Below are 16711 nucleotides of genomic sequence, written 5' to 3'. Positions count from 1 at the left end.
CTGCCTTGCAGAAGGAGACCTTGCCATGATCACCCTGTACGACTGCGCCACGGCGCCCAGCCCGCGCCGGGCGCGCATTTTTCTCGCTGAAAAAGGTGTGCCGCACGACACCATTGCCATCGACCTGCGCACCGGCGAGCAGTTGGGCGATGCCTACCGCCAGATCAACCCGCAGTGCACCGTACCCGCGCTGCGTACCGACGAAGGCCTGCTGCTGGCCGACAACGCGGGCATTGCCGCCTACCTGGAGGCGCGCTATCCCGAGCCGCCCTTGCTGGGCACCACGCCCGAGGAAAAAGCCGAGGTCGCCAGCTGGAACTGGCGCATGGAGTTCGAAGGCCTGCTGGCGATTGCCGAGGCGCTGCGCAACAGCGCACCCGCCATGGCCAACCGCGCGCTGCCCGGCGCGGTGAACTATCCGCAGATCCCCGCGCTGGCAGAGCGTGGGTTGGCGCGGGTCGATCAGTTTTTTGACCTGCTGAACGTGCGCCTGGCGGGCCGCGAGTTTGTGGCGACGGATCGGTTCAGTGTGGCCGACATTACCGCCGTGGTGGCCGTGGACTTCGCCCGCATCGTCAAGCGCAAGCCGGGCGATCAGCACCCTGAGTTGCTGCGCTGGCGCGCAGCGATGGCCCTGCGTCCGTCGATGGCGCTGTAGCGGTTGCCATGGCCGCGCTGAAAACCCTGCTGATCGTTTACCACTCGTTGACCGGGGGCACGTGGCAGATGGCAGAGGCCGCACGCGATGGTGCCGCAGCCGAGGGCGGCGTGCGGGTGCGTCTGCTGCCTGCCACCGATGCGGGTCCCGCCGATGTGCTGGCGGCAGATGGGTATCTGTTTGCCACCCCTGAAAACCTGGCTGCCATCAGCGGGCTGATGAAGGATTTTTTTGACCGCAGCTACTACCCGGTGCAGGGCCGCGTGAATGGCCGCCCTTACGCCAGCATGGTGTGCGCAGGCAGCGATGGCAGCAATGCGGCGCGGCAGATGGCGCGTATTGCCACGGGTTGGCGGCTCAAGGCGGTGGCCGAGCCGCTCATCATTTGCACCCACGCCCAGACACCCGAGGCGATTTTGGCGCCCAAACAAATCAGCAGCGAAGATCGGGAGCACTGCCGGGCACTGGGTGAGGCCTTGGCCGCAGGGCTGGCGCTGGGGGTGTTTTAGTTGCTATTTGTTTTCTAGCTGCTAGCGCTTTGTCAGTAACCGCTAGAGGCCGATTTGACTTGAATTTTGTAGCAGTGTGCACGCCTGCCATCAGCACCAGGCGGTAGCCACCAGTTGGCTGTAATGCACGCCGGGCCGCCCCAGCAACTGCTCAAACACGGCCGGGTTGCCCACGTTGTCGCTGCCCAGCATGGCCAGGGTTTCGCTGCACCAGGGCGAGGCGGGCACGGCGTCGCCCAGGCGGGCGCTGATGTTTGTCAGCAGTTGGGGCAGGCGCAGCACCATGGCGGGGCTGTGACCGAGCTGCTGGCGCAGGCTGGCGATGAAGGCGCCCATGGTGAGCGCCTCAGGTCCGGTGCATTCGATGACGCCTGTCTGCTCCAGGGCCGGACCGAGCAGGGCGACCACGCCTGCGGCAAGGTCGTGCACGGAGACGGGTTGCACCCGCGCATCGAGCACCGGGCCGGGGAACAGTGCCACGGGCAGGCGTGCCAAGTTCATGAACAGCGCGCTGCTGTCGCCGCCTTTGCCATACACCACGCTGGGCCGCAGGATGGCGGGGCGCAGCGCGCCCTGTGCGGCCAACGCCTGCAAGTGTGTCTCGGCGGCCCGTTTGGTCTTCGCGTAGCGGGTGTCGCTGCCGTCAATGCCCAGTGCTGAAATCTGCACCACGCGCTGCACCCCGGCCTGGGCGCAGGCGCCAAACAGGGCGATGGGCGTGTCGCGGTGCACGGCGTCGATGGGTCTTGCGCGGGTGTCGCGCAGTACGCCCACGGCGTTGACCACGGCGTCGATGCCCTGTAACCGTGGCAACCAGGGGGCGGCCGTGGTGTCGCGCGCAAAATCCATGGGCACCAGGCCGTGCTGGGCGCCAGCGCTGCGTGGCGAGGCGCCGCCGTGCACGGTGTGGCCTGCCGCCTCCAGGGCGGCTTGCAGTGTGTGGCCAATGAAGCCGGTGGAGCCCGTGAGCAAAATGCGCATGGTGGGGTCTGACAAAGACAGCGTTGGTGCCAACGATACGACGGTTTGCGCTGCAGCGCCAGGCAGGGCTCTCCGCTACCCGTGGCAAAGCGCGGTCTTGCCGTGCACGCCAGCGCAAAGGTCTTGTAGGGCCTAGACTTGAACGCCCCCTTTTCAGGAGAACCCCATGCCGCTTGAAGAAATTTGCTCTGAGGTCCATGCGCTGCTGCCCGGACGCAGCACCGAGGCCGGTGCCAGCCGCCGCACGGTGCTGCAATCTGCGGCGGGCCTGGGTTATGCCGCTGCCGCAGCACCGCTGATGGCGCAGACCGCCATTTCCACCCCAGCCGACGGGCTCGATACCGGGCGCATCCACTACACGGTGGACGGGTTCCAGGTGCCCGCCTACCGTGCGGCGCCTGCAGGCAAAACCGGGTTGCCCGTGGTGCTGGTGGTGCACGAGATTTTTGGCGTGCACGAATACATTGCCGACGTGTGCCGTCGCCTGGCCCGGGCGGGCTACATGGCCATTGCCCCCGAACTCTATGCCCGCCAGGGCGATGCCACCCAGTACGGCGAAATCACCAAGCTCATGTCTGAATTGGTCGCCAAGGTGCCCGATGCCCAGGTCATGGCCGACCTGGACGGTGCGCTGGCCTGGGCCGGACAGCATGGCGGCGACACCGCGCGCGCTGCCGTCACCGGGTTTTGCTGGGGCGGACGCATCACTTGGCTGTATGCCGCACACGGCCCGGTGAAGGCCGGCGTCGCCTGGTATGGCCGCCTGGTGGGCAGTGCCAGCGCACTGACACCCCAGCAGCCCATCGACATCACACCCATCCTCAAGGCCCCGGTGCTGGGGTTGTATGGCGGGCAAGATGGCGGTATCCCTCTTGACACGGTTGATAAGATGAAAGCTGCCTTGGCGCAGGGTTCTGCCCCAGCCAAGGCGTCCGAGTTTGTGGTCTACCCTGATGCGCCCCATGCCTTCCAAGCCGACTACCGCCCCAGCTACCGCCAGGGGCCGGCCGAGGATGGCTGGAAGCGGGCGCTGGCCTGGTTCAAGGCGAACGGCGTTGGTTAATGGAGGCCGTGACTGGTCCTTGGGCGTGAGGTAATGCCTGCGCAGTGACAGATGCTACGCCAGCGCAGCCCTGGCCCAGGCTGCAATGACACAGCCGCCCCGCCACGGCAGGGCGGCTTTTTTGGTGTTGAGGGGAGCGCAGTGGCGGGTTGCGTCAGGGTATTGAGTTTTAATGAAAAAGGCCAATAGGCCATACAGGGTAAGCGCATATAGCTATGACATTAATAGCAATCATTTTGGCCACTTTGGCGTCGGGCATTGGCAGCGTGTGGCTGGCCGCGTGGCTCTTGCGCGCTGGCCTGGGGGGGGTCTCGGGGGGTGTCGGGCCGCAGCATCTTTTGAGCCTGGCCGCGGGCGCCTTGTTGGCTACGGCCTTCATGCACTTGTTGCCGGAGGCGTTTGAAAGCCAGGCCGGCGCACAAGACCTGTTTGCCACCTTGCTGGTCGGCGTGGTGTTCTTTTTCATGCTGGAAAAGGCCGAGCTCTGGCACCACGGCCATGAGCATGGCGAGGCGCAGTCTGCCCATGACCACGGGCACGCCCATGGACACAGCCATGCGCACCATCACCACCCTGCGGGCGGTCCGCGTGTGGGCGGCTGGACAGTGCTGACCGGCGACAGCGTGCACTGCTTTGGCGACGGCGTGCTGATTGCCTCGGCCTTTGTTGCCGACATGCGCCTGGGGCTGATCGCTGCCGTGTCGGTGCTCGCGCACGAGGTGCCGCACCACATGGGCGACCTGGTGGTGCTGTTGCAAAGCAGCGCCAACCGCCGCGTGGCGCTGCTCAAGGTGTCGCTGGCCGGCGCGGTGACGGCGCTGGGCGGTCTGGCCGGCTATTTTTTGCTGGAGCGGCTGCACGACTGGCTGCCGTACTTTCTGGTGGTGGCATCCAGCAGTTTTGTCTATGTGGCTTTGGCCGACCTGATTCCGCAACTGCAAAAGCGCTTGTCAGCGCGGGAAACTGCCCTGCAAATTGCCATGCTGCTGATTGGCATGGGCGTTGTGACCCTGGTCAGCAGCCTGGTGCACGGTGGCCACTGACGGACCCCATCGGCACCCCTGTCTGCCCCTGCACTGAGATCAGCGCCCGATGGCAAACACCGCCGGTGTGTGTTTGTCAGGCCCGCCAGGTTTGTAGCGCCATTGCTGCACGCTTTGGCTGCGCGTAGCGCTTTCCGCCAGCGTCAGGCCGCTGCTGACCGACAGGCGTGTGCCTGGCTGCAGGGTGTGTAGCAGGGCTTGCAGCAGGGCGGCATTGCGGTAGGGCGTTTCGATGAACAATTGCGTTTGCCCGGTTTTGAGGGCCAGCGTTTCCAGGGCCCGTATGCGCTGGGCGCGTTCGTCAGCGTCTTGCGGCAGATAGCCCACAAATGCAAAGTTCTGCCCGCTCAGGCCGCTTGCGGCCAATGCCAGCAGCAGCGATACCGGTCCCACCAAGGGCGCCACGGTGATGCCCAGCTCGTGCGCGGCGCGCACTACGGAGCTGCCGGGGTCGGCCACAGCGGGCATGCCCGCTTCGCTCACCAGGCCCATGTTGTGCCCGTCCAGCGCGGCGGCCAGCAGCGGGCGTGCGTCGAAAACGGCCGAGCCTTTGCCGCCATGGTCGCCTTTTTTGTGCACTTCGCGTGGCAATTCGGTGATGGTCTGCTCTTGCAGCGGCAGGACCAGCGGGTACAGGGCATCCACACGCTTCAAATAGGCGCGTGCGCTTTTGGCGTTTTCGCAAATCCAGTGCGTCAGCCGTGCGGCGGTGGCCAGCGTAGCGTTGGGCAGGCTGTCCTGCAGCGGCGTTTGGGTGTCGCAGCCAAAGTCGAGCGGTGCAGGCACCAAGTACAGGGTGCCGAACTTGTTGTCTGTGGGTGCGGTCATGGCAACACCAGTCCAGCGGCGCGCAGCATGCGGCAGGTGCGGATCAGCGGCAGGCCCACCAAGGCGGTGGGGTCATCGCTGGCAATGGCGTCGAGCAGGCTGATGCCCAGGCCCTCGCTCTTGGCGCTGCCAGCGCAATCGTAGGGCTGCTCGGCGTGCAGGTAGCGTTCGATTTCGCCATCGTTCAGCAGACGAAAGCGCACTTCGACAGCCGCCAGTTCGACCTGTTCGAAGCCTGCGGCCTGGCACACCACCGCTACAGCGGTCTGGAAAATGACGGTCTGTGCGCTCATCTGGCGCAGTTGCTGCGTGGCCCGTTCGTGCGTGCCGGGCTTGCCCAGCGCGTGCCCGGCCAGGTCTGCCACCTGGTCGGAGCCAATCACCACGGCCTCGGGGTGCTGCGCGGCCACAGCACGGGCCTTGGCCAAGGCCAGGCGCAAGGCCAGCGCCTGCGGGGCCTCGCCCGGTTGAGGGGTTTCGTCGACGTCGGGAGCGGCCACGGTGAAAGGCAGGCGCAGGCGTTGCAGTAATTCGCGCCGGTAGGGAGAAGTTGAGCCCAAAACCAGGGCTCTGGGGGCAGGGGGGGATTGATGCATGGGCCGATTCTCTTACACTGCACCCATGACCAAGGAACATTCCCCCGACCGGCTGGACGTCAAGGCATTCGTGCAGGCGGGCGCCCGCTTGTCAGGGCACGATTCCTTGTTGAAATATGAGCGCCTGGCCCAGGAGGCCAAAGGCCTGCACCCTGACCTGCGCGTGGACTGGGAAGCGGTGGGCGAGTTGCGCCCTGAGCTCGGCACGGAGAGTGGACAGATGTGGATGCACCTGCAGGTGCAGGCCACGTTTCCCATGCAGTGCCAACGCTGCATGGGGCCGGTGGATGTGCCGCTGCAGGTGGACCAGTGGTTCCGTTTCGTGGCCGACGAGGCCACCGCCGAAGCGCTGGATGATGAGGTTGAGGAAGATTTGCTGGCGATCAGCCGTGAATTCGACTTGCACGAGTTGATCGAAGACGAACTGCTCATGACGCTGCCCGTGGTGCCGCGCCACGAAGAATGCCCTACCGACGTGCCCATGCAGTCGAGTGACGATGATTTTGAGGCCGCCGAAGCCGAGCGCCCCAATCCCTTTGCAGCGCTGGCAAGCATGCGCGTTGGAAAGTCAGATAAATAAGACTATAATTGAAGGCTTCGCGCGAATCCCCTCGTGTCTTTTAATGGGCTGATCGCGTTTTTACCAACCCTTATTCAAGACCAGGAGCCGACCATGGCCGTTCAGCAAAACAAGAAATCTCCTTCCAAGCGCGGCATGCACCGCTCGCACAACGCCCTGAATGTGCCCGGCATCGCTGTTGAGCCCACCACTGGCGAAATCCATCTGCGCCACCACATCAGTCCTAACGGTTTCTACCGTGGCCGTCAGGTGCTGAAGAACAAATCCGAAGCCTGATTCGCCCCAGCGGCGCATCCCTAAGGGCCCGTAGCTACCGTCTCGTAGCACGGGCCTTTGTTTTGGGTGCTCACTTTGTATCCACAGGCCGCGCAGTCGGCCAGAATTCCATTCCATGATCACATTGGCTGTTGACTGCATGGGCGGCGACCATGGCCCCCATGTCACTCTGGCGGCATGCCGTCATTTTCTGGAGAGCCACCCCGACGCGCGTCTGCTGATGGTGGGCCTGCCCGAAGCCTTGCAAGGCTTCTCTCATGAGCGCGCGACCTTGGTTCCAGCCAGCGAGGTGGTGGCCATGGACGACCCCCTCGAAGTGGCCTTGCGGCGCAAAAAGGATTCTTCCATGCGCGTGGCCATCCAGCAGGTCAAGGACGGCGCTGCTGCGGCTGCCGTGTCGGCGGGCAATACCGGTGCCTTGATGGCCATAGCCCGCTACGTGCTCAAGACGCTCGACGGCATCGACCGTCCGGCCATCGCCTACCCGCTGCCCAACATGCTTGGCGGTGCGACCACGGTGCTGGACCTGGGTGCCAATGTGGATTGCAACGAACGCCACCTGCTGGAGTTCGCTGTGATGGGCTCTGCGCTGGACTCGGTGCTCAAGGGCAAGGAGCAGCCGACGGTTGGTTTGCTCAACATCGGTGCAGAGGCCATTAAAGGCAGCGAAGTCATTAAAAAAGCAGGGGAACTGCTGCGTTCTGCTGCTAATTCCGGTAATTTAAACTTTGTGGGCAATGTCGAGGGCAATGACATCTACAAGGGAACGACCGACATCGTTGTGTGCGATGGCTTTGTAGGTAACGTTGCGCTCAAGACCAGCGAAGGCTTGGCCACTATGGTGGGTGCTTTCCTCAAGCAAGAGTTTTCACGCAACGTTTTTACAAAAATGGCGGCGATCGTCGCGTATCCAGTGTTATCTGCGTTCAAAAAGCGCGTAGATTACCGCCGGTACAATGGTGCGGCGTTGCTGGGCCTGCGCGGCCTGGTGTTCAAGAGCCACGGCTCGGCCGACGAGATGGCTTTTGAGCAGGCTTTGATCCGGGCGTATGATGCAGCCCGCAACAACCTTCTGGACCGCGTGCGCCTTCGCATTGCCAGTGCAGCCCCGTTTCTGCTGCCTGCTGATGCTCTTGTGGGAGGCGCCACGCCGCCAGCACCACATTAATGAAACGCTACTCCCGTATTACCGGTACTGGCAGTCATCTGCCACCACGCCGGGTGACCAATGCCGATTTAGTGACCGATCTCGCTGCACGGGGTATTGAGACCTCGGATGAATGGATTGTGTCGCGCACGGGAATCCGGGCACGCCACTTCGCCGCGCCCGATGTAGCCTGCAGCGACATGGCCCTGGACGCGGCCCGCCATGCCTTGGAGGCGGCAGGGCTGGAGGCTAGCGACATTGACCTGATCATCGTCGCCACCTCCACGCCGGACATGGTGTTCCCGTCCACCGCCTGCATCCTGCAGAACAAGCTGGGCGCCGCAGGTTGCCCCGCTTTTGACGTGCAGGCTGTGTGCAGCGGCTTTGTTTATGCATTGACGGTGGCTGACGCCATGATCCGCGCGGGCACAGCGCAGCGAGCCCTGGTCGTGGGCTCCGAGATTTTCAGTCGTTTGCTGGACTTCAATGACCGCACCACCTGCGTGCTGTTTGGCGATGGTGCAGGCGCCGTGGTGCTGGAGGCGTCTGACACCCCGGGCATTCTTTCGTCTGACCTGCACGCCGATGGCCGCCATGTCGGCATCCTGTGCGTGCCTGGCCATGTCTCGGGCGGTCAGGTGAGTGGCCTGCCGCTGCTCACCATGGATGGCCCGGCGGTCTTCAAGCTGGCTGTAGGGGTGCTGGAAAGCGCCGCCCGCGCCGCGCTCGACAAGGCGGGGCTGACCGAGGCCGATATCGACTGGCTGGTGCCCCACCAGGCCAACATCCGCATCATGCAGGGCACGGCGCGCAAGCTCAAGTTGCCCATGGACAAGATGGTGGTCACAGTGGACCAGCATGGAAATACCTCGGCGGCATCGATCCCGCTGGCGCTGGACCATGCGGTGCGCTCGGGCCAGATAAAGCAGGGCGAGACCGTGCTGCTCGAAGGCGTGGGCGGCGGGTTCACCTGGGGTGCAGTGCTCCTGAAAATGTAGCTGTTAGCGCTTTACTGGTAAGCGCTACAGCCATATTTTTTCACTAATACTGAATACGCATGAAAACCTTTGCATTTGTTTTTCCGGGCCAGGGCTCGCAGGCTGTGGGCATGCTCGATGGGTGGGCAGACCACCCGGCCGTCGTGCAAACGCTGCAGGAGGCGTCTGACGCCCTGGGCGAGGATGTGGGTCGCCTGATCCACGAGGGCCCCAAGGAGCAGCTAGCGCTCACCACCAACACCCAGCCCGTGATGCTGGTGGCCGGTGTGGCCGCCTGGCGCGTGTGGCGTGCCGAAGGCGGTGCCCTGCCGACGGCTGTGGCGGGGCATTCGTTGGGTGAATACTCGGCGCTGGTGGCGTCGGGCGTGCTGACGCTGGCCCAGGCGGCGCCGCTGGTGCGCCTGCGCGCCGCCGCCATGCAGGAAGCCGTGCCCGTGGGCACGGGGGCCATGGCCGCGATTCTGGGCCTAGATGCTGCAAAAGTAATAGCTGGTTGCGCAGAAGTGACAAGCGCTATGGGCCAAAACGGCACTGAAGTGGTCGAGGCGGTCAATTTCAACGATCCGGCACAGACTGTGATTGCGGGCAGCAAGGCCGCCGTCGAGAAGGCCTGTGAAGTTCTCAAGGCTGCGGGTGCCAAGCGCGCGTTGCCGTTGCCGGTGTCGGCGCCTTTCCATTCCAGCCTGATGAAGCCCGCCGCTGAGAAGCTGCGCGCCGCCCTGGCCATCACACCCCTCGCGGCGCCGCAGATTCCGGTACTCAATAATATTGATGTGGCGGTGCAGCAGGATGCAGACGCCATCCGCGACGCGCTCTATCGCCAGGCCTTTGGCCCCGTGCGCTGGGTGGAATGCGTACAGGCTCTCAAGGCGCGTGGCATGACCCACATTGTCGAATGCGGCCCTGGCAAAGTGCTTGCGGGCCTCACAAGGCGCATTGACGCTGAACTCACGGGTGCTGCGCTGTACGACGCCGCGACCCTCACCGAAATCAAGGAGCTGCTGGCATGAGCGAAAGCACTGCAAAACCCCTCGTGGCGCTGGTCACCGGTGCCTCACGCGGCATTGGCGCCGCCATCGCGCTGGAACTGGCCGTGCGCGGCTTCCAGGTGGTTGGTACAGCCACCACCACTGAAGGCGCCGAGCGTATCAGCCAGGCGCTGGCCGCGCACCCGGGCTGCCGAGGGGCCCATCTGAACGTGAACGATGGTGCGGCGGTCGATGCCCTGATTGACGGCATCGTCAAGGGCCAGGGCGGCCTGCATGTGCTGGTGAACAATGCCGGCATTACCCGCGATCAGCTGGCCATGCGCATGAAAGACGACGACTGGGATGCCGTGCTGGACACCAATCTCAAGGCGGTGTTCCGCGTCAGCCGTGCGGCCATCAAGCCGATGATGAAGCAGCGCTACGGGCGCATCATCAGCATCACCAGTGTGGTAGGCGCCTCGGGTAACCCCGGCCAAGCCAACTACGCTGCCGCCAAGGCGGGTGTGGCCGGCATGACCCGTGCGCTGGCGCGTGAGTTGGGCAGCCGCAGCGTGACTGTGAACTGCGTGGCCCCCGGGTTTATTGACACCGACATGACCTCTGGCCTGCCCGAAGCACAGCAAAAAGCACTGCTCGATCAGATCCCTTTGGGTCACTTGGGCAAGCCCGCAGACATCGCACATGCCGTGGCTTACCTCGCTTCCAACGAGGCTGGTTACATCACTGGGCAGGAATTGCATGTCAATGGCGGCATGTACATGTAATTGACGAAAAATCACGCCGGTTCATCCGTACGGCGGGCCTTTGGGGAAACCTCTCTTAAACGGCTAGAATCGCGGATTCCATTCACAACCCCCAGAGGGAAACCATGAGCGATATCGAAGCACGTGTCAAAAAAATCATCGCCGAACAACTCGGCGTGGAAGAGTCACAAGTCACCAATGAAAAAGCTTTCGTGGCCGATCTGGGTGCAGACTCCCTCGACACCGTGGAGCTGGTGATGGCGCTGGAAGACGAATTCGGCATCGAGATTCCGGACGAAGACGCCGAGAAGATCACGACGGTGCAGAACGCCATCGACTACGCCACCACCCACCCGAAGGCTTGAACGGCGCGCTTGGCGCCCCTTCAGCGATCAGCACAAGGTTTTACGCATGAGCCGTCGTCGCGTTGTCGTGACCGGCCTGGGTTGCATCAGTCCCGTGGGAAACACGGTGCAGGACGCCTGGGCCAATATCCTGGCCGGGCAGTCCGGCATTGGCCTCATTACCAGGTTCGATGCATCGACCTTCGCCTGCAAAATTGCAGGCGAGGTCAAAGGACTGGACCTGGAGTCCTACATCAGCGCCAAGGATGCGCGTGCGATGGACTCGTTTATCCATTACGGCATTGCTGCAGCGGTGCAGGCCGTAGAGGATGCTGGTTTGCCCACCGGCGATGCCCTGAGCGAAGACCTGGCGACCCGCATTGGCTGCGTGATCGGCTCGGGGATCGGTGGTCTTCCGCTGATCGAAAACACCCATACCGAATTCATCAACCGGGGCGCACGGCGCATCACACCTTTTTTTGTTCCCGCCTCCATCATCAACATGGTGGCAGGGCATGTGTCCATGCGTTTCGGTTTCAAGGGGCCGAATCTGGCCGTTGTCACGGCCTGTACCACGGGCTTGCACTGCATTGGCGAAGCCGGTCGCATGATTGAGTACGGTGATGCCGATGTGGTCATCGCTGGGGGGACTGAGGCCACCGTCTCGCCCCTGGGTATTGGCGGTTTTGCCGCGATGCGCGCACTCTCCACCCGTAACGACGATCCCAAGGCGGCATCACGCCCATGGGACAGGGACCGCGACGGCTTCGTGCTGGGCGAAGGCGCCGGCGTGGTGGTGGTCGAGGAATACGAACACGCCAAGGCCCGTGGCGCCAAAATTTATGCCGAACTGAGCGGTTTTGGCATGAGCGCCGATGCCGGCCATATGACGGCGCCTAGCATGGATGGCCCACGCCGTGCCATGCAAGCCGCCCTGCGTAATGCCGGGGTCAATACCGATGAGGTGGCTTATCTCAATGCGCATGGCACGTCCACGCCGCTGGGTGACCTCAATGAAACCAATGCCATCAAAGCCGCTTTTGGCGATCATGCCCATAAGATGGTCGTGAGTTCCACCAAGTCCATGACTGGCCATCTGCTGGGCGGGGCGGGGGGCATCGAGAGCATCTTCACGATCCTCGCACTGCACCACCAGAAGGTTCCGCCCACGATCAATCTGGACAATCAGGATCCCGAGTGCGACCTTGATTACTGCGCCAACACAGCGCGGGACATGAGGATCGATGTTGCCGTCAAAAATAATTTTGGATTTGGCGGTACCAACGGCACGCTGGTTTTTCGGCGCGTCTGACGTCCGTAGCCCGCTGCGTTGCGTGCACCACCCCGCACGACATCTTGCAGCGACGGACCGTTTGTGAATCAGCGTTCCGCCCGCCACCATGCCCCGGCAGTGCGTTTTCCGGTGCGCCGCAGTGCGTGGCTCGCTGGAGCACTGGCGTGCGGATCGGCCGCTGGTGGACTGGCTTGGGTTGCCTGGATGCTATGGGGTGCCGCACCATGGCCACTCTGGATACCGATGGGTACAGGGCTCGCTTGGTTGCTGATCACGGGCGCTGCATGGCGCTTCTGGGTCCGAATGCCGATAGGCACTCTGTCCTGGGACGGTGGTGCATGGGAGCTGCTTGAGCCCCTGGGCGGTAGTGTGCGTGGTACGCTGACCACTCACCTCGATTTGCAGCGCCGCATGGCCGTCTGTCTGGTGCCTCTCACCGGGCGTACGCAATGGCTCTGGCTGGAGCGGGGACATGCGCCCGCTCACTGGCTGGATCTGCGCCGTGCGGTATATTCGCGCGCCGTAACGGGCGTTCCCGATGCCGCCGAACATGCTTCTGGGCGCGCTGGCCCGGTGTGAACTTTCTTCTCCATGACTGCGACTCCGCCCGAACCCCCATCTCTTGATCCTCCTGCCACGGATAGCGATCTTCTCCTTGTGGAGCGCACCGTGGCCGGCGATCTGCGGGCCTATGATCTGCTCGTCATCAAATACCAGCGCCGTATCGAGCGGCTGATCGGACGCATGGTGCGCGATACCGATTTGGTGCCTGACATTGCCCAGGAGACCTTTCTCCGAGCCTACCGGGCCTTGCACCAGTTTCGGGGGGATGCGCAGTTCTACACCTGGCTGTACCGCATTGCAGTCAACACGGCCAAAAAGGCCTTGATGGACCTCAAGCGTAATCCTTTGGTGTATGAGGGCACTCTGCGTTCTGCTGATGACGAGAATGAAACTTATCGTATCGGCCATGAACTAATCACAGAAGAAACACCAGAAACAGTGCTGGCCGCCCGGGAAATTGCGGCCCAGGTCAACGCCGCAATGGATGCATTGCCCGAGGACTTGCGCCAGGCGGTGACTTTGCGTGAGATTGAAGGTCTGAGCTATGAGGAAATTGCCACCGTAATGGGATGCCCGATCGGAACTGTGCGGTCGCGTATTTTTCGCGCCCGAGAGGCCATTTCCACACGGGTGCGACCATTGCTCGAAAACCGCACGGGCAAACGCTGGTAGGTGCGCGGCACAGGTGAAGAGTTTCCATGACGTATAGGTATGGGTTTGGCAGGTGACACCATGAATGATGATCTGAAGATGCACGAACAGTTATCGGCTTTGGCAGACGGTCAATTGCACGGGGATGAACTGGCGCAGGCTTTGCGTTTTGCTGCGCAGGACGAAGGCCGTGACACTTGGCAGGTCTATCACTTGGTGGGGGATGTGTTGCGTTCCCCCGAACTGGCGCACGCTTCTGATGGCGGGGCTTTCCTGGCGCAGTTGCACCAGAAGTTGGCCCAGGAGCCTGCGCCACCGCATGCATTGCCCCATACCGAGCCATTACAGGTCGAGTTGGCACAGGCGGCCAATGCATCGGCCTTTCGCTGGAAGATGGTGGCGGGGTTGGCGTCCTTGGCGGCGGTGTCTGCCATCGGATGGAATTCGCTGAGCCATGTCCGCGAAGCGGATTCAGGGGCTCGCCTGGCTGCTGCACCACCCGCGGCCACACAGCAGATGGTTGTTACGAGCAGTCCCGATGCACAAGTGATGCTGCGTGACCCTCGTCTGGACGAATTGCTCGCCGCGCACAAGCAATACGGTGGCGCTGCGGCTCTGCAGATGCCTGCAGGGTTCCTGCGCAACGCCACGTTCGAGTCGCCCTCACGTTGATTGCTTGGGCGCATGCGGCAAATGACTGCAGGCATGGTGTTTCGGGCGAGATGGCGGCGCGGTTGTTGTTCCGCAAAATTAGTGTTCTCACGTGCTGCCCGGTATCTCGGTGGGATGGCTTTGTGCGCCCTTGCCTTGGGTGTACAGGGCGGGCCGGTCAATAGACCGCAGGACGACGCCAATCCGCGGACTGCCCAACAATGGATGGAGCGCATGCAGGGGGCATCCCGCAGCCGCAGTTACGTGGGCACGGTGGTGGTGCTCCATGCATCAGGTGCCATGGCGACTTCCAAAATCTGGCATGCGGTACGCGATGGCCAGCAGTTCGAGCGCGTCGATGCACTCGATGGTGCAGCAAGTACCGTCTATCGGCAGGATGGGCTCGTGCGTACCTTCCTGCACCAGTCGCGTACGGTCCGCACCGAGCGCCGCGATTTGCTTCATGCGCTACCCGGAAGTGCCGATGCGACCTTTGTCCCGCCCTATACCGCGCACCTCCTTGGACAGGAGCGCGTCGCCGGGATGGAGGCTGATGTCGTGTCGTTCGCGCCACACGATGCACTGCGCTTTGGTTACCGCTTCTGGAGTGAGCGCACATCGGGTCTGGTGCTGCGGGTACAGATGCTGGAGCCAAGTGGGCGGGTGCTGGAGCAGACGGCGTTTTCCGCTCTGCAACTGGACGCCGACAAGGAGGCGCAGCAGTGGGCTCGCATGCCACAGGATACCGCTGGCTACCAGGATCTGAGTGTGCAAATGCGGATGACCACAGCCACCGAACAGGGCTGGGGGCTGCGTGAGCCCGTGGATGGTTTCGTGCCTGTCGGTTGTTATCTCCATGCAGTTTCCTCAGCAGGCCATGAGCCCGGACTGCTGCAGTGCTTTTACTCCGATGGGCTGGTGACGGTATCGTTGTTCATCGAACGGCACCATGCCCGTCGCAGCGCATCAACGGTGGTTCAGGGCGCACGGGGGGCTACCCATGTTCTGGCCAAGCCACTGAGTGACGGTGTCTGGCTGACGGCAGTGGGAGAGGTACCTGCAGCCACGCTGGTGTTGTTTGCGGACCGCCTGGCACGGCTGAAATGAAATGGCTGTTTGCTGGATGGAACCAAATTCACTGAAGGATTTCTCACAGTATCTGCGCGCAAAGCAGAACGTGACTTGAATTCTCGAAAGGCCATCAATGAAAATAATCGATTGGACAAAAAACCATGGCGCCGGGCTGGCTGCGGCTTGTGTTCTGGCGTGCAGCGCCGCGATGGCGCCCCTGGCCATTGCGCAGGTGGCGACGCCTCCGGCTTCCGTGCGCGGGTTGCCTGACTTCACAGATCTTGTCGAACAAGCAGGGCCTTCGGTAGTGAACATCCGCACGACGGAAAAGGCTTCCAGGCGGAGTGGCGTTAATGGCATGGACGAAGACATGCTTGAGTTTTTCAAGCGGTTTGGCGTGCCCATCCCGAACATGCCGCGCCAACAACGACCAAATCGTCCGCAGCAGGAAGAAGAACAGCCGCGCGGCGTGGGCTCTGGCTTCATTCTCAGTGCCGATGGCTATGTCATGACCAATGCCCATGTGGTGGACGGTGCCGACGAAGTGATCGTCACATTGACGGACAAGCGCGAATACAAGGCAAAAATTATCGGAGCGGACAAGCGCACCGATGTGGCCGTTGTGAAGATCGAAGCATCGGGCTTGCCTGCCGTGCGGATTGGCGATGTCAACCGCCTGAAGGTGGGTGAATGGGTCATGGCTATCGGCTCGCCCTTTGGCTTGGAAAACACTGTCACTGCGGGCATCGTCAGTGCCAAGCAGCGCGATACCGGGGATTACTTGCCTTTCATTCAGACCGATGTGGCGATCAATCCGGGAAATTCAGGCGGACCCTTGATCAATATGCGGGGCGAGGTCGTGGGTATCAACAGCCAGATCTATTCACGTTCAGGCGGGTTCATGGGCATTTCGTTTGCCATTCCGATCGATGAAGCCATGCGCGTCAGCGAGCAGCTGCGCTCCAGCGGGCGTGTGACACGGGGGCGTATTGGTGTGCAAATTGGGCAGGTGACGCGCGATGTGGCGGAATCGCTGGGGCTGGGCAAGCAGCAGGGGGCCTTGGTAACCGGGGTGGAGAGTGGCTCGCCCGCGGAGAAGGCCGGGGTAGAGGCTGGCGACATCATCGTTCGTTTCGAAGGCAAGCCCATTGAGCGGATCGCAGACCTACCACGCCTGGTCGGTAATACCAAGCCGGGCACCAAGAGCACCGTGACGGTGTTTCGCCGGGGGAATATGCGCGATTTGTCGGTCGTGATTGCGGAGATTGATGGTGACACGCCAGCCATCAAGGCCAGTGACCGCGACGTCAAACCCAAGTCTTCGAATGCTGCCCAGCAGTTCGGGCTCACGGTTTCGGATTTGACGGGAGCACAGAAGAAGGAGCTCAAGCTCAAAGGGGGTGTGCGCATCGATGCTGCTTCGGATGCTGCTGCCCGTGCAGGATTGCGCGAAGGCGATGTGATCCGGGCCATTGCCAACACTGAAGTGAGTACGGTGAAAGACTTTGAATCGGTCTTGTCCAAGGTGGACAAAACCAAACCGGTCAACGTGCTTTACCAGCGCGGGGAGTGGGCTCAGTACGCTTTGATCCGTCCATAAGAGCCTTGGGTTGGATTGCTGTCCTCTGTGGCAGAACCCCTGCATCAGAAGCCGAGGCTGTGGCGGACGGGGCGTTATCGACCGATTAGGTAGAATGCGCCCTGTTTTTGCACAACTATGGATAT

At 62.5% G+C, this 16711-nt stretch carries 20 protein-coding genes; 17 read left to right on the top strand and 3 right to left on the bottom strand.

Going from position 1 to position 16711, the window contains the following annotated elements:
- Nucleotides 1-25 precede the first annotated feature (25 nt).
- Entirely contained in the window at nt 26-658 is a 633-nt protein-coding gene (locus tag C8D04_RS08610) for a glutathione S-transferase (protein ID WP_116004471.1), read from the top strand.
- An 8-nt stretch (nt 659-666) separates the two neighbouring features.
- Nucleotides 667-1167 carry an NAD(P)H-dependent oxidoreductase gene (locus C8D04_RS08605; protein ID WP_116004470.1) on the top strand — a complete coding sequence of 167 codons (501 nt, stop codon included), beginning with the start codon at nt 667-669 and terminating at the stop codon, nt 1165-1167.
- Nucleotides 1168-1257: 90 nt separating this feature from the next.
- On the opposite strand, the gene C8D04_RS08600 is transcribed toward C8D04_RS08605, so the two are convergent.
- Nucleotides 1258-2148, bottom strand: a complete 891-nt coding sequence (locus tag C8D04_RS08600; protein ID WP_116004469.1) for an NAD-dependent epimerase/dehydratase family protein — start codon at nt 2146-2148, stop codon at nt 1258-1260.
- A gap of 166 nt (nt 2149-2314) precedes the next feature.
- Between C8D04_RS08600 and C8D04_RS08595 the strand changes: the two genes are divergently transcribed.
- Nucleotides 2315-3211, top strand: coding sequence for a dienelactone hydrolase family protein (locus C8D04_RS08595; protein ID WP_116004468.1), 897 nt, complete (start codon nt 2315-2317; stop codon nt 3209-3211).
- A gap of 215 nt (nt 3212-3426) precedes the next feature.
- Nucleotides 3427-4254, top strand: coding sequence for a ZIP family metal transporter (locus C8D04_RS08590; protein ID WP_116004467.1), 828 nt, complete (start codon nt 3427-3429; stop codon nt 4252-4254).
- Nucleotides 4255-4293: 39 nt separating this feature from the next.
- Here C8D04_RS08590 and C8D04_RS08585 read toward each other — a convergent pair whose 3' ends face one another.
- Both C8D04_RS08585 and C8D04_RS08580 read right to left on the bottom strand, forming a co-directional pair.
- On the bottom strand, nt 4294-5082 hold the full coding sequence (locus C8D04_RS08585; RefSeq protein WP_116004466.1) for an SAM-dependent methyltransferase: 789 nt from the start codon (nt 5080-5082) through the stop codon (nt 4294-4296).
- Nucleotides 5079-5678 (bottom strand): Maf family nucleotide pyrophosphatase, encoded by a 600-nt coding sequence (locus C8D04_RS08580; RefSeq protein WP_116004465.1) that lies wholly within the window; start codon nt 5676-5678, stop codon nt 5079-5081. The genes C8D04_RS08585 and C8D04_RS08580 overlap by 4 nt, the downstream gene beginning before the upstream one ends.
- A gap of 25 nt (nt 5679-5703) precedes the next feature.
- Here C8D04_RS08580 and C8D04_RS08575 point away from each other — a divergent pair, with 25 nt between their 5' ends.
- The 13 genes from C8D04_RS08575 (at nt 5704) to C8D04_RS08520 (ending at nt 16586) form a co-directional block, all read left to right on the top strand.
- Nucleotides 5704-6258 (top strand): YceD family protein, encoded by a 555-nt coding sequence (locus C8D04_RS08575; RefSeq protein ID WP_116004464.1) that lies wholly within the window; start codon nt 5704-5706, stop codon nt 6256-6258.
- Nucleotides 6259-6351: 93 nt separating this feature from the next.
- Nucleotides 6352-6534 carry a 50S ribosomal protein L32 gene (gene rpmF, locus C8D04_RS08570; RefSeq protein WP_019575026.1) on the top strand — a complete coding sequence of 61 codons (183 nt, stop codon included), beginning with the start codon at nt 6352-6354 and terminating at the stop codon, nt 6532-6534.
- 115 nt (nt 6535-6649) lie between these two features.
- Entirely contained in the window at nt 6650-7702 is a 1053-nt protein-coding gene (plsX, locus tag C8D04_RS08565) for a phosphate acyltransferase PlsX (protein ID WP_116004463.1), read from the top strand.
- Nucleotides 7702-8679 carry a beta-ketoacyl-ACP synthase III gene (locus C8D04_RS08560; protein ID WP_116004462.1) on the top strand — a complete coding sequence of 326 codons (978 nt, stop codon included), beginning with the start codon at nt 7702-7704 and terminating at the stop codon, nt 8677-8679. Before plsX ends, C8D04_RS08560 begins: the two co-directional genes overlap by 1 nt.
- 59 nt (nt 8680-8738) lie before the next feature.
- A complete protein-coding gene (fabD, locus tag C8D04_RS08555; protein WP_116004461.1) occupies nt 8739-9689 on the top strand; it encodes an ACP S-malonyltransferase in 951 nt (316 codons plus the stop codon).
- Complete coding sequence (gene fabG, locus C8D04_RS08550) at nt 9686-10432, top strand: 3-oxoacyl-ACP reductase FabG (RefSeq protein ID WP_116004460.1); 747 nt, start codon at nt 9686-9688, stop codon at nt 10430-10432. The genes fabD and fabG overlap by 4 nt, the downstream gene beginning before the upstream one ends.
- 104 nt (nt 10433-10536) lie before the next feature.
- The gene (gene acpP / locus C8D04_RS08545) at nt 10537-10776 is read left to right on the top strand and encodes an acyl carrier protein (protein WP_027995239.1); all 240 of its coding nucleotides are present in this window, start codon (nt 10537-10539) and stop codon (nt 10774-10776) included.
- A gap of 46 nt (nt 10777-10822) precedes the next feature.
- Nucleotides 10823-12067: a beta-ketoacyl-ACP synthase II gene (gene fabF, locus C8D04_RS08540; protein WP_116004459.1), complete on the top strand. Its 1245-nt coding sequence runs from the start codon at nt 10823-10825 to the stop codon at nt 12065-12067.
- 63 nt (nt 12068-12130) lie between these two features.
- On the top strand, nt 12131-12628 hold the full coding sequence (locus tag C8D04_RS18560) for a hypothetical protein (RefSeq protein ID WP_133243616.1): 498 nt from the start codon (nt 12131-12133) through the stop codon (nt 12626-12628).
- 12 nt (nt 12629-12640) lie between these two features.
- Complete coding sequence (gene rpoE / locus C8D04_RS08535) at nt 12641-13285, top strand: RNA polymerase sigma factor RpoE (protein WP_116004458.1); 645 nt, start codon at nt 12641-12643, stop codon at nt 13283-13285.
- A 60-nt stretch (nt 13286-13345) separates the two neighbouring features.
- A complete protein-coding gene (locus tag C8D04_RS08530) occupies nt 13346-13936 on the top strand; it encodes a sigma-E factor negative regulatory protein (RefSeq protein ID WP_116006101.1) in 591 nt (196 codons plus the stop codon).
- A gap of 12 nt (nt 13937-13948) precedes the next feature.
- On the top strand, nt 13949-15022 hold the full coding sequence (locus C8D04_RS08525) for a MucB/RseB C-terminal domain-containing protein (protein ID WP_347708418.1): 1074 nt from the start codon (nt 13949-13951) through the stop codon (nt 15020-15022).
- A gap of 172 nt (nt 15023-15194) precedes the next feature.
- A complete protein-coding gene (locus C8D04_RS08520) occupies nt 15195-16586 on the top strand; it encodes a DegQ family serine endoprotease (RefSeq protein ID WP_233521244.1) in 1392 nt (463 codons plus the stop codon).
- The last annotated feature ends 125 nt before the right edge of the window (nt 16587-16711 follow it).

It is taken from the genome of Simplicispira sp. 125, from assembly GCF_003096555.1.
Lineage (GTDB): Bacteria > Pseudomonadota > Gammaproteobacteria > Burkholderiales > Burkholderiaceae_C > Simplicispira.
The sequence above is the reverse complement of the archived record's forward strand: the minus strand, read 5'-3'. Positions and strand labels throughout refer to the sequence as shown.

Coding starts and splice junctions, on each gene's coding strand:
- C8D04_RS08560 (WP_116004462.1), top strand. CDS start 7,702: ATGAAACGCTACTCCCGTATTACCGGTACTGGCAGTCATCTGCCACCA.
- C8D04_RS08595 (WP_116004468.1), top strand. CDS start 2,315: ATGCCGCTTGAAGAAATTTGCTCTGAGGTCCATGCGCTGCTGCCCGGA.
- C8D04_RS08590 (WP_116004467.1), top strand. CDS start 3,427: ATGACATTAATAGCAATCATTTTGGCCACTTTGGCGTCGGGCATTGGC.
- rpoE (WP_116004458.1), top strand. CDS start 12,641: ATGACTGCGACTCCGCCCGAACCCCCATCTCTTGATCCTCCTGCCACG.
- fabG (WP_116004460.1), top strand. CDS start 9,686: ATGAGCGAAAGCACTGCAAAACCCCTCGTGGCGCTGGTCACCGGTGCC.
- C8D04_RS08585 (WP_116004466.1), bottom strand. CDS start 5,082: ATGACCGCACCCACAGACAACAAGTTCGGCACCCTGTACTTGGTGCCT.
- plsX (WP_116004463.1), top strand. CDS start 6,650: ATGATCACATTGGCTGTTGACTGCATGGGCGGCGACCATGGCCCCCAT.
- C8D04_RS08520 (WP_233521244.1), top strand. CDS start 15,195: ATGGCGCCCCTGGCCATTGCGCAGGTGGCGACGCCTCCGGCTTCCGTG.
- fabF (WP_116004459.1), top strand. CDS start 10,823: ATGAGCCGTCGTCGCGTTGTCGTGACCGGCCTGGGTTGCATCAGTCCC.
- C8D04_RS08575 (WP_116004464.1), top strand. CDS start 5,704: ATGACCAAGGAACATTCCCCCGACCGGCTGGACGTCAAGGCATTCGTG.
- rpmF (WP_019575026.1), top strand. CDS start 6,352: ATGGCCGTTCAGCAAAACAAGAAATCTCCTTCCAAGCGCGGCATGCAC.
- fabD (WP_116004461.1), top strand. CDS start 8,739: ATGAAAACCTTTGCATTTGTTTTTCCGGGCCAGGGCTCGCAGGCTGTG.
- C8D04_RS08580 (WP_116004465.1), bottom strand. CDS start 5,678: ATGCATCAATCCCCCCCTGCCCCCAGAGCCCTGGTTTTGGGCTCAACT.
- C8D04_RS08530 (WP_116006101.1), top strand. CDS start 13,346: ATGAATGATGATCTGAAGATGCACGAACAGTTATCGGCTTTGGCAGAC.
- C8D04_RS08525 (WP_347708418.1), top strand. CDS start 13,949: ATGCGGCAAATGACTGCAGGCATGGTGTTTCGGGCGAGATGGCGGCGC.
- C8D04_RS08605 (WP_116004470.1), top strand. CDS start 667: ATGGCCGCGCTGAAAACCCTGCTGATCGTTTACCACTCGTTGACCGGG.
- acpP (WP_027995239.1), top strand. CDS start 10,537: ATGAGCGATATCGAAGCACGTGTCAAAAAAATCATCGCCGAACAACTC.
- C8D04_RS08610 (WP_116004471.1), top strand. CDS start 26: ATGATCACCCTGTACGACTGCGCCACGGCGCCCAGCCCGCGCCGGGCG.
- C8D04_RS08600 (WP_116004469.1), bottom strand. CDS start 2,148: ATGCGCATTTTGCTCACGGGCTCCACCGGCTTCATTGGCCACACACTG.